The sequence below is a fragment of the Laspinema palackyanum D2c genome (assembly GCF_025370875.1).
In the GTDB taxonomy this organism is placed as follows: Bacteria; Cyanobacteriota; Cyanobacteriia; order Cyanobacteriales; family Laspinemataceae; genus Laspinema; species Laspinema palackyanum.
Genome location: NZ_JAMXFD010000009.1, coordinates 100,565 through 112,400, shown reverse-complemented (window position 1 = coordinate 112,400; position 11,836 = coordinate 100,565). Strand labels below are relative to the sequence as shown.

Genomic DNA, 11,836 nt, shown 5'->3' with positions numbered 1-11,836 from the left:
CATGCCTGAACCTCAAGTTACTCTTGTTGTTGTTCCTCGGGAACGGTTTAGTTGTACCCGTGAATCCTTAGAAAGCATTTATCAATATACGGATATTCCGTTTAAATTAGTCTATGTAGATGGCAACTCTCCCGATGGAGTGCGCCAATATTTAGAAGAACAAGCCCGCTTGCACGAGTTTAACCTAATTCGAGTTAATCGTTATTTATCCCCGAATAAAAGTCGCAATATTGGCTTGAGTCAGGTTAAAACAAAATATGTCGCGTTCCTAGATAACGATGTCGTTGTCAGTGCCGGATGGTTGGAACGATTGATTGACTGTGCGGAAGAAACCAATGCCACCGTTGTTGGTCCTCTGATGTGCCAAGATAAACCCGTTCATGAAATCGTCCATTTTGCTGGAGGAGAGTCCCATATTTGGACGGACAACAATGGAGAACATCCCCGACGCCGACTGCGGGAAAAAATGTATAAGCAAGGGAAACGGGTGGCTGAAGTGCGCGACGAACTTCAGCGACATGAAACGGAATTGGCTGAGTTTCATTGCGTTTTGGTGCGTCGTTCGATATTTGATCGCCTCGGACCCCTGGATGAAGCGATGCTGAATACAAAAGAACATCTCGACTTCTGTATGAGTGTCCGAGAAGCGGGGGAAACCGTCTATTTTGAGCCTGCATCCCTGGTGACTTATGTTCCCGGTCCTCCCCTAGAATTGACCGATTTACCCTTCTATATGCTGCGATGGAGTGATGCATGGCAGTTGAATAGTTTGCACCGCTTACGGGATAAATGGAATCTGGACGAAGATGCTTATTTTCAAGTGAAGTATAAACGGATGGGATGGCGGCGCAGAAAGTCAATTTTGATGCCGTTAAGTGAACGGTTGACTTTTGGGATTAAAAGTGGCTTTTTTGAACGGCGGATTCTCTGTCCTTTGGACAAGTTGCTCAACCGTTACTTGAGCGATCGCTACGTCAAACAGCAATCTGAACCCATCGAAATTAAACCCGTGATGCCAACAGAAACTCAACCCAAGGAACAGAACAAACCCACTCCCTCACTATCTCAATCTTAAGCTTTCTGCGTAGGGTGGGCAATGCCCACCCTACAATTGCTACAATTGCTGTACTTTCTTAATCTCCAGTCGGTAAACGAAATATGCGACCCGAATACATTTATACTCCCCAGAGCGAACTCCGACATCCGAAACGAATGTTCCGACAAATGTGGCGGGATTTGCTGGCAGCGCGATCGCTCGCATGGCGGCTGATGGTTAGGGATATCAGCGCTCAATATCGCCAGTCCTTTCTAGGAATTGCTTGGGCATTTATTCCCCCGATCGCAATGGCAGTGGGATTTACTCTAGCCGGAAATGCTAGAGCCATTTCCATTGGGGAAACCGACATTCCCTATCCCGCTTATGTCATGTTTAGCACCGCACTTTGGCAAACCTTTGTGGAATCCTTACAAGGTCCCGTTCAAGCCTCAACCGATGCTAAACCCATGTTAGCCCGAGTTAAATTTCCCCGCGAAGCTTTAATTTTAGCAAAATTAGGGGAAGTGGGGTTTAATTTTGGCATCAAAATGATTTTAATTTGCGCCTTATTTCTGATATTTCGAGTCCCCGTCAGTTGGACCATCATTTTAGCGCCAGTTGCCTTAATTCATTTAATTTTACTCGGGACATTTTTCGGTATTTTATTAGCCCCCCTCGGTCTTTTATATAAAGATGTTTCCAAAGGATTAACCATGCTTACGGGATTGTGGTTATTTATCACCCCAGTGGTTTATCCCGTTCCGGAGGAGGGAACCTTTGCAACAATCGTTAAACTAAATCCCGTGACCCCCTTACTCGTCACCACCCGAGAGTTAGCCACCACAGGAATTCTGACCCAGCAGACTGGGTTTTGGGTTGCCAGCTTGTTCACTTTACTGGGATTAGTGGTAACTTGGGTAGGATTCCGAATTGCCTTGCCATTTGCGATCGAAAGAGTGAGTTCCTGATGATAGTCGAAGAATTGAAACAACAAGATTTTACCCCTCCCACTTCCGATGATTCTGATTTGTTGGTTTCGGTGGAAAACCTGTCTAAGAAATTTTGCCGAAATTTAAAGAAATCTTTGCTCTATGGGGTGCGAGATATTGCGGCTGAATTAATTGGAGGGGGGAGAAAAAGCGATGTGCTGCGAGAGGGAGAATTTTGGGCGCTCCGTGATATTGAGTTTGAACTTAGACGGGGGGAGGCCCTGGGATTAGTAGGAGCGAATGGAGCCGGAAAAAGTACCCTTTTAAGGATTATTAGTGGGTTAATCCATCCAGATACTGGCTCGGTGAAAATCCGAGGCCGCGTTGCCCCTTTAATTGCCTTGGGAGCGGGATTTAATCCCATTTTAACCGGGCGAGAAAATATTTATGCCAATATGTCAATTTTGGGGTTACCCACCCGAGAAATTGAGGAACGCTTTGATGAAGTGGTGGAGTTTGCGGAGATTGCCGATGCCATTGATGCGCCGGTTCAAACCTATAGTTCAGGGATGGCGGCGCGATTAGGATTTGCTTGTGCGGCTCATATTAATCCAGATATTCTGTTGATTGATGAGGTGTTAGCTGTCGGAGATGTCAAGTTCAAAATTAAGTGTCATCGCCGCTTGGCTGAATTGCGGGAAACGGGGACCGCTTTTATTCTGGTGTCCCATAATTCCCACAGTTTGCTGAATGTTTGCGATCGCTCGATTTATTTGAAGAAAGGACAACTGATTACCTCCGGGGAAACTGAGTCAGTGATTCGCCACTATGAGGAAGACCTCTGTTTGAGTGGTACCGATAAAGCAACCGGCGCAATGGTCCTCCCGCCAAAATCCCCCGAGGAAAGCATGGGGTTAGATATTACCCAGGTTTGTTTTAAAGATGAAGCAGGAAATATTTTAGAATATGTCAATTCTGGAGAACCGGCTTGTTTATCCGTTGAATGTAAGTCGTCGGGCTATTTTGAGAATGCCAATTTAGGGTTTTTGCTCACGGGATTAGGAGGCGATCGCGAGTATGTGTTATATCTCACGACAGCCAGTGATAATGAGTTATTGGAAATCTCCCCAGGACGAGTGGAAATTCAGATGCACTTGCCGCAGTGCGGTTTAGTTCCCGGTGCATATAGTGCCAAGATTTATATCAGAACCGGGGTGAAATCCTTGGATATTGTAGAATCCTTTAGATTTACTGTGAAATCTAATAAAGTAACCAGCCGCTGTCTGTTTTATCAACCCCGGAGTTGGAAAGTGCTTCATCATCAGGATTAGGGATGATAGAGTGCGTCTGGCGTTTTCTCGTGACGGGGCTTAAGCGCGTCACGCACTCTTGGCGGCTCTGCCGCCGGTACCTTTAATGAGGATTTGAAGCCGTGATAGGTACAATAATAGGCCGCTTAAACCCTTGCTTGCGGACTGGAGGCAGAGCCTCCAGATTGCGTGACGCGGCAGAAGCCCCCTCACGAGGAAGCGAGGAAACACTCTACCTCTAGGTAGAAATCCGGGTTAAAAGTTATCCCGATTGGGGGGTTGACATCAGGTTTGAGCTTTGTTAGGTTTAGTCTATCTAGGACTACATTCAATTGACTCATTAATTCTCATCATCATGTTAAACCGCAGCCCCTTCTTTTATTTTTGGTTTATCTTGGTTCACCGGCAGTGAATCCATTTTGACATGGAAACCGCTGGTGAACCGCAGAAGCAACGCTGCGGTTTTTTGTTGGTTTGAAACACTCTCTCGCAAAGGAAAAAGGCGATCGCCATGACATCCCATCTCCCTAACTGGTTTTTTGGTTTTTATTTTTGGCTCAGAAAGAGTTCTGGGTAGGTTTTGTCATGATGCCAAATCGCCTGAGCCCGGAACTTTAAAAAGGTTCCGGGCTTTTTTATCGTCCATCTTGATTATTTGTACAAAAGGAGTAATTCCATGAAAAATGCCAAACTCGTCAACAAATCTCATCCCACGGAACAAACCGCCATTTCTATCGGCGATCGCACCACGATCGGGGGCCAAGACTTATTAATTATCGGCGGTCCCTGTGCCGTGGAAAGTCTCGAACAAATGGAAACCGTCGCCCGTCACCTCGCCCATGCACCCGTGCAAATGTTACGCGGTGGCGTCTTCAAACCCCGCACCTCCCCTTACTCGTTTCAAGGCATGGGAGATGCGGGGTTAACTATTTTATCTGGGGTGCGTCAGCGCTATGGGATTCCCGTGGTGACGGAGGTAATGTCCGTTCATCAAATTGAAAGCATTGTTGCCCACGCGGATATGTTACAAGTGGGCAGTCGGAATATGCAAAATTTCGACTTGCTCAAAGCATTAGGGGAAGCGGGTAAACCCGTGTTGTTGAAGCGGGGACTGGCAGCGACCCTGGAAGAATTTGTGTTTGCTGCTGAATATATCCTCAGTCATGGGAATCCGGATGTGATTCTCTGTGAACGGGGGATCCGTAGTTTCGATTCCTTCACGCGGAATATTCTGGATTTGGGGGCAGTGGTGGCCCTGAAACAGATTACCCATTTGCCGGTGATGGTGGACCCGTCTCATGCCGCCGGTAAGCGAGAATTAGTGGCAGGATTGGCAAGGGCGGCAGTGGCAGCAGGGGCCGATGGGTTGATTATTGAGTGTCACCCGGAACCGGAACAGTCGGTTTCTGATGCGAGACAGGCTCTTTCGCTTCCCGAGATGGTAGAGTTGGTGCAGAGTTTGGGTCCGGTGGCAGCAGCAGTCGGGCGTCGGGTGCGTGGGGTGGAACCTGTGCGGGAATTATCAGCAGCTTAATAGGTGGGGGAGACTCCGATCAGTTCCGGGTTGTCTGGAAAATTTGAGTCTCCCACTTCTACAGGAAAACGCCAGTTAGAGGGGGTATCTTGTCGCGCTGGATGAGTTGTGGGTACAATAAAAGTATCTGGGTGAATTACAAGGCCGGGGTATCTTCACCCTAAAGGTGGATGATCCCGATGGGTGTCATGGGTCATGGGTCATTGGTCATTTGTTCTTAATCACAAATGCCTTTACCCGAAAGGTTTATGATAGGGATGAGTGAGCGATCGCCCAGGTCCTCCAACCTCCGGAAACTCTCAAACGAACAATCCCTGGATTGAGGAATGGTCCGACTGCAACACCTCACCCATTTGACATCTACAATCTGGCTGATTCCGAGAGAGTAGGGTAATTGTTCAAGAGTCAACAGTTCCGAGTTAGACTGCGATCGCCCCGATTCTGGTGAAAAAATCGTTCCCTGATCTGATCCGTTTCCCGAGTAGATCTGCTGAAAAATCTCCCGGTTGTATGTTTTTGTTGTATTTCAACTGAGTTGCCCATTATAAATTACTGATCTAGCCACTAAAACCCACTTATGACCGAAATATTTGGAGACTTCATTGAGGATTTGCCCTCGGGAACGGAATATTTGATTTTGGGATTTTCTCCCGCTTCGATTCCCCTCAAACAGCGATGGCGAAACAATGGATTATCGGCGGATTTTCTGGCAGACTATTTAACAACGTTTTTTCCAAATAGTGAGGAAACCGCTTCACCTCCGGATAAAAAAGCCGAAATCCAATGTGCAGTCAGCTACATTGCCAATGAACTCCTAGAAAATGCCATGAAGTTTAGTGCACAGGCTCCGGGAGCTCCGATTAGTATTCAACTCCACTTAAATCCTGAAAGAATTGTTTTTGTTACCACTAATAGTATTTGCCGTGAGAAAGTGCGGGAATTTAAGGGATTTTTAAAACTGTTAAGCACTGAGGATCCCCTAGAACTCTACATTAAGCAAGTGGAAAAAAATGCCCAAGAGGGTGGCAGCAGCACCTCGGGAGTGGGTTTTCTGACCATGATCAACGACTATGACGCTAAGATAGGGTGGAAATTTCAAGATATGAACGCGGAGCAAAAAGCGATCGCCGTAACCACAATGGTACAACTCTTATTATAGACTCATTAATATCACGCTCCTCGGACCCCTATCCGTTTCTATCCTGTTGCCGGTGGGACAGGTGCTCCAACAGAGCGCGGCGCAAGTGATCAGAGGTGCTCACGGCTCCCAGGGTCAGTGTTATCAATGAACTGGAGGGGTAATTCTACTGAACACTATCCCGGCATTGTCCCGTACCATGAACTAGGGAGTGATTCGGCGAGCATCGGTCCGAGTGGGTGAGTGCATCGACTAGAACCGGAGAAAAACGAGAGAGGAGGCAATCCAATCTGGGCAAACTACGGTTAGGAGCGGCAATCTGACCCTCTTACTCCTTATAACCTTAACCCGAGATCCCTTATTAACGATTGACTACTGATGATGGAAATTAAGACTGACGATTATCGCCTGTGGTATGAGAATGAAACCTCGACACTAAACTGCCTGGGTTCCCTGCGGTTGAATGGTATGGATGAATATGACCCAATTATCCAACTCCTCGAAAGCGCGATCGACCAAGAACCGGAGACGATGATTCTCAATCTCAAGGGCCTAGAATTTTTAAATAGCTCGGGGATCAACGTGCTTTCCAAGTTTGTGATTAAAGTACGGCAGAAAAAGAATGTGAATCTGATTGTCAAAGGTTCTAAAAAGCTACTGTGGCAGGGAAAATCATTGAAGAACTTACAGCGACTGATGCCGTCTTTAGAACTCGAATGGGAATAGGGAGAGACCCCAGGGGAGGGGGTGGTCATAAGGGGCATAACACCCGTCGCTATCCCGTAGGCGACAGGGGACTGCTTTAACAAGGGTAGCTCAAGGGTCAAAGCGGCTGATTGCCCTCAGTTGAATCCCTGGTCCTCTTTCAAGTCTTCAAAACTACTTTAAAGCGACCTCAACCGGAGCTTTACCGCTAGAACTTTTATAAGGCTTGAACCAGGCGAGTACAACGGGGTAAATGCGGCAAACGTCACGCGATCGCCAAAGGAAGAAATTAAGTCTATGTGGGAAGAGACAGTAACAAGAGAACAGCTCCTTTTGGAGGTCCAGACCCTGCGCCGTGAAGTGGAAATGCTCAAGCAGGAAAAAAATGACCTGGAGATCCTACTGGAGAATACCACGGAACACTGCGATAATATCGAAGCGGAACTGTTAAAAGCCAAAGAGGTGGCAGAAGTGGCCAGCCGTGCTAAAAGCGAATTTTTAGCGAATATGAGCCACGAATTGCGAACCCCTTTAAATGGGATTTTAGGCTATGCCCAACTGATGTTGGAAGAAGAAGAAGACCTCACGGAACAACAACAACTCGACCTGACTAAAATTTATCAATGCGGCGAACATCTCTTAACTTTAATTGCCGATATTCTGGATATTGCTAAAATCGAAGCTTGCCGATTAGAAATCGATGCCCAAGAATTTCATTTTCCCCTCTTCCTTAAGGGAATTTGCGATTTATTTGATATGAGATCTAAACAAAAGGGGATCACGTTTACTTGTGAGCGGGTTACTCCTTTACCCAGTGGCATTTACACGGATCAGAAACGATTACGGCAAATTTTGATTAATTTATTAGGAAATGCGATTAAGTTTACGGATTCCGGTTTAGTTGCTTTTAAAGTGGGCTATGCGGTGAATGGACAGTGGTGCAAGAGCGATCGCCCCCCAGGTTGTTGTTCCCTCCCCAGTAGTAACGGGACCACCGAGGAACTTAAGCCAGAACCGCAAAACATGGGACATCTGTCCCCCCGAAAAATTCGCTTTGAAATTCAAGATACAGGCATCGGCATTCCCGAGGAAATGCTCAACGAAATTTTTCTTCCTTTCCATCAAGTGGGTGATAAAAGCCGCATGGCAGAAGGAACCGGACTGGGACTCGCTATTAGTAAAAAATTAGTAGAAATGATGGGAGGAGAACTCCATGTTATCAGTCGTGTCGGCGAAGGGAGCATCTTTTGGATGGAGTTGGAGTTGCAAGAAATTCCCGAATGGGTAGATAGCAACTCCTTACCCTTAAGAATCGGAAATTAACCCTCAAAACACCGAAGGAAAGGGGAAACCTGATTCCTTTTTTTTAGGCATTTTTTTACCCAAAAACGGCGGGACGACTGCTGGATAAAATGGAATGTAAATTGACCACCTGGCCAATCACGGCGATCGCAGGGGCCTCAAATCCACTCTCTTCAACCCGCTGGACAATGGTTTCTAAGGTGCCAATCAGTTCTTCTTGATCCGGGCGGGTCCCCCATCTAATTAAGGCGATCGGGGTCTCAGGACTCAGCCCTGCATTCAGCAATTCCCGGGTAATATAGGGTAAATTATGCACCCCCATATAGACGGCGATGGTTTCTGAACCTTGGGCGATCGCCTGCCAATTCACCTGGGGTCGATATTTCCCCACCGTCTCATGTCCCGTGACAAACGTCACCGAAGAACTATATCCCCGATGGGTTAGGGGAATTCCCGCATAAGCAGGGGCCGCAATTCCTGAAGTCACTCCCGGGACCACCTCCACCGCCACCCCAGCGGCAATTAAATCCTCCATCTCTTCCCCACCGCGCCCAAATACAAAGGGATCCCCGCCTTTTAACCGCACCACAACGGCATGAACCTGCGCCTGTTCAATTAAAATTTGAGTCGTCTCATCTTGCTTCAACGAATGCCGTCCCCGGCGTTTTCCGGCATTAATTTGTTCAGCATGAGGATTAATCAGGGCGAGAATTTGCGGACTGACTAAGGCATCATAAATCACCACATCCGCACATTCTAAGAGGGTTTTGCCCTTAATCGTCAGCAAACCCGGGTCTCCTGGTCCTGCGCCGACTAAATACACTTTGCCCAATGTCTTGGCCTTTGGTCCGCTTGAGTTTGAAGATTGTACTACCATATTGACTCAACTTTAATCCTTGACTTTAGTTGCTCTGAATCGGTCCGATTGACCTGGGTTTATCGCGTTAAAATGTATCAATAATATCGAAAAAAGATTTGGATCAGGGAATTCCCGACCGCTCTGTTATTTATAGTTTAGGCTATTTGTAATCTGGATGACAATTCGTATCATTGATTACCAGAATCGGTTATCCATGAAAGGATTGCATTTAGATTATCCGATTTTTGCATGGGTGGGAAGGGAACCACGGATTTCACGGATTTTCACGGAGTTGGAGGGGGGGAAGGAATGGATTTTGAGGCATTGTTTACGGTGCACTGCAATCTGCCGAGAGAGGGGCCCGGAAGTGATGAGGCGACGCGGGAGGCACTTCGCCGGTTGCCTCCGTTGCCGCGATCGCATCACGATTCGGCAAGCAGATCTGGGGGCCTTAGAGGACCCTCCAGGTAGTTTTGACCTGATTGGGTCAGAAGGGGCCATCTATCTCTTGGGGTTTGCTAACGGATTGCGCTTGTGGCATCCCCTCTTGCCGGAACGTTTGTAGTAACCCCTTTAGGGGTTAAATCAAGATGACTCAATCAAGGAGTCACTACGAACGTTCCCTAATCATCGAACTTGTAAAGTTCGCAACCGATTCAGGGCCGCCGCGAGTTCCAGAGGACGAAACCGCACTAAATCCCCTTCCGGAAACCGAGTTAACACATCTAATCCTTGTTCATCAATATCCGCCATCACCCGATCGAGAATCTCCCGTAGCGATCGCCTGCCATCCATGTAGCGGTCCTTCCCATACACCATTGCCGCCGCGATCGCCCGTAATTGTCCCGGGTCCACAATTTGCTCAACGGCAGTTAAATCAATGTCTTCTACGCCAAACCGCACTTCATCCACATCTCGCACTTTCAGACGCACATCCCGTTTCCCAGAACTGGGATCAAGACTGTTGGGAATGGGGATGCGGTTGGGAATACTCCCGAACTCTTGTCCCCCTTCCGATTGCCGACCCGTGGCATATTCTGCGGCAACTGCTTTGGCGCGATCGGTGACATCATAAGCTACAAAATTATCCATTGCCACGGCGCGATCGGCCACATCAAAATAATCACCGCTGCCTCCCATGACTAAAATGGTCGAAACGCCTAGAGTAGTCAGGGATTTAATTTTATCAATAAACGGTGTAATGGGTTCTTTTTCTTTCGCAATTAACGCTTGCATTCGGCGATCGCGAATCATAAAATTAGTCGCTGCCGTATCTTCATCCACCAATAATACTGTTGTGCCTGCTTCCAATGCTTCCATAATATTAGCAGATTGTGAGGTGCTGCCGCTGGCATTTGCCGTGGAAAACTGTTGGGTAGAACGACCTTGGGGTAAATGATTGATAAAGGGTGAAATATCCACTCCGACGACGCTACGACCATCTTCTGCCCGGATTTTCATCGCCCCTGGATCGGTGATGACAAATTCTCGACCATCGCCGGGAATGTGATTATAAACCCCGACTTCGATCGCCCGGAGTAAGGTAGATTTGCCATGATAACCGCCTCCGACAATGAGGGTAATTCCCGAGGGAATTCCCATGCCGATAATGTTGCCGCGATTGGGACAGTTAAATTCTACTTGGAATGACTCCGGAGAGACGAAGGGAATTGCTTCCGTGGCAATTAATGGGCGATCGTCTACGCCACTGCGGCGAGGTAGAATGGCACCATTGGCAATAAAGGCGATTAGATTCTGTTCTGGGAGGCGATCGCGCAACCAGTCGGCATCTTCAATGGTTTCCACCTGAGTGCGAATTTTCGACTGATTCAGATTGCGGTAAAACAGCGCCTTTTCTACAATTTTGGGGATATCATCGCAGAGCATTTCCCCGGCGAGATGGCCCAAAATTCGCCGTCCTTGGGCGGGAAGTCCGACGTTGAAGCGAATTTCCACCCAATCGGAATTGATGGTAGCACAACTGCGTTCTAGGACCTCTTGAGTTACCTTGGCGATCGCAATTTGACCACTTTTCCCCGTTCCCCGTCGGGTGGAAACCTGCCTCGCCGCCTGAGAAAATTCCCGCGTGAGATAATCTCCCAACGCAATATTTCGACTCCGAGACTGATATAATTCCTCGGGAAAACCCGCTACCGATTGAGGTACTCGCACGGAAAGTTTACTCGGTGATGCAAACGGGTCTCCCTGAACATAATCGATAGACAGGGTAAAATCCGAGAATTTGTAGCGACCCTGGATATCTTTATACGCCTTATAACTTCGGCCATCCAATTGATTTAATTGCTGTCGTAACTGTTGATATTGCATGAGTGTCTACAGAAAGATAACCCCGAGTTAGAACGATGAATTTCGGCTATCCCGAAGTTCAGTCCTCAGTCCCAATTATCCCACACTATGAACCATTAATTCAAAATCCAGCTCAACCTCACGACTTGAGTCGTTTTCTCCAATGTTCGTAGTAACGACTTCAGTCGTTCTCTCCAATGTTCGTAGTAACGACTTCAGTCGTTCTCTCCAATGTTCGTAGTAACGACTTCAGTCGTTCCCCCAGTCATTACCAAATCGAAAGGGCGCATAACTTGCGCCCCCAATCATTCAAGAATTTATGATTCGTAATATCCTCAAAAACGTCGAACTGATGTGACCCTATCCTGAGTTGAGAAAAACCGATCGCTTACCCTCTCAGTCGGGTCATGATGGGGGGATAAATAACAAAATCCGATGAATTACGCCACCTCTTGATGACCGATCGCCCGGTCGATAAAACGCTTCCCCGCAGCGATCGCCACCTCGGGAGTGGGATAGGGTTTCGTATCGCTGAGGACCTCCGTTTCTGAGGCAAGGCACAAGGGACGGTATCCATCAGTTCCGGGAAAGACCAAAATGGTCCAATCCCGATAGTTGACCTGATGGGGTTTTGCCGTTTGCAAGTCCCGATTGGGGTTCATGATTGCCCTTCCTTTTTAATAAACCGTCTTAACATACAGGACATTCCCCCGCGA

At 47.5% G+C, this 11,836-nt stretch carries 11 protein-coding genes; 8 read left to right on the top strand and 3 right to left on the bottom strand.

Annotation, left to right across the window (positions count from 1 at the left end; all coding sequences use genetic code 11):
- Position 1 precedes the first annotated feature (1 nt).
- The 7 genes from NG795_RS13225 to NG795_RS13195 all read left to right on the top strand — a co-directional run bounded on the left by NG795_RS13225 (position 2) and on the right by NG795_RS13195 (position 7,975).
- Positions 2-1,075, top strand: coding sequence for a glycosyltransferase family 2 protein (locus tag NG795_RS13225; protein WP_367289127.1), 1,074 nt, complete (start codon positions 2-4; stop codon positions 1,073-1,075).
- A gap of 83 nt (positions 1,076-1,158) precedes the next feature.
- Positions 1,159-2,004 carry an ABC transporter permease gene (locus NG795_RS13220; RefSeq protein WP_367289126.1) on the top strand — a complete coding sequence of 282 codons (846 nt, stop codon included), beginning with the start codon at positions 1,159-1,161 and terminating at the stop codon, positions 2,002-2,004.
- The gene (locus tag NG795_RS13215; RefSeq protein WP_367289125.1) at positions 2,004-3,296 is read left to right on the top strand and encodes an ABC transporter ATP-binding protein; all 1,293 of its coding nucleotides are present in this window, start codon (positions 2,004-2,006) and stop codon (positions 3,294-3,296) included. Before NG795_RS13220 ends, NG795_RS13215 begins: the two co-directional genes overlap by 1 nt.
- 655 nt (positions 3,297-3,951) lie before the next feature.
- A complete protein-coding gene (gene aroF, locus NG795_RS13210; protein WP_367289124.1) occupies positions 3,952-4,809 on the top strand; it encodes a 3-deoxy-7-phosphoheptulonate synthase in 858 nt (285 codons plus the stop codon).
- 577 nt (positions 4,810-5,386) lie between these two features.
- Positions 5,387-5,968 carry a slr1658 family protein gene (locus NG795_RS13205; RefSeq protein WP_367289123.1) on the top strand — a complete coding sequence of 194 codons (582 nt, stop codon included), beginning with the start codon at positions 5,387-5,389 and terminating at the stop codon, positions 5,966-5,968.
- Between the two features lie 360 nt (positions 5,969-6,328).
- Positions 6,329-6,673: a slr1659 superfamily regulator gene (locus NG795_RS13200; RefSeq protein ID WP_367289228.1), complete on the top strand. Its 345-nt coding sequence runs from the start codon at positions 6,329-6,331 to the stop codon at positions 6,671-6,673.
- Positions 6,674-6,949: 276 nt separating this feature from the next.
- Positions 6,950-7,975 carry a sensor histidine kinase gene (locus NG795_RS13195; protein WP_367289122.1) on the top strand — a complete coding sequence of 342 codons (1,026 nt, stop codon included), beginning with the start codon at positions 6,950-6,952 and terminating at the stop codon, positions 7,973-7,975.
- A 55-nt stretch (positions 7,976-8,030) separates the two neighbouring features.
- Here the strand turns inward: NG795_RS13195 and cobA are convergent, their stop codons facing one another.
- On the bottom strand, positions 8,031-8,831 hold the full coding sequence (gene cobA / locus NG795_RS13190; protein ID WP_367289121.1) for a uroporphyrinogen-III C-methyltransferase: 801 nt from the start codon (positions 8,829-8,831) through the stop codon (positions 8,031-8,033).
- A gap of 349 nt (positions 8,832-9,180) precedes the next feature.
- On the opposite strand from cobA, the gene NG795_RS13185 reads away from it, so the two are divergent.
- Complete coding sequence (locus NG795_RS13185; protein WP_367289120.1) at positions 9,181-9,378, top strand: hypothetical protein; 198 nt, start codon at positions 9,181-9,183, stop codon at positions 9,376-9,378.
- Positions 9,379-9,440: 62 nt separating this feature from the next.
- Here the strand turns inward: NG795_RS13185 and NG795_RS13180 are convergent, their stop codons facing one another.
- Both NG795_RS13180 and NG795_RS13175 read right to left on the bottom strand, forming a co-directional pair.
- A complete protein-coding gene (locus NG795_RS13180; RefSeq protein WP_367289119.1) occupies positions 9,441-11,141 on the bottom strand; it encodes an ABC-ATPase domain-containing protein in 1,701 nt (566 codons plus the stop codon).
- Positions 11,142-11,560: 419 nt separating this feature from the next.
- Positions 11,561-11,782 carry a hypothetical protein gene (locus NG795_RS13175; RefSeq protein WP_261197783.1) on the bottom strand — a complete coding sequence of 74 codons (222 nt, stop codon included), beginning with the start codon at positions 11,780-11,782 and terminating at the stop codon, positions 11,561-11,563.
- Between the last annotated feature and the right edge of the window lie 54 nt (positions 11,783-11,836).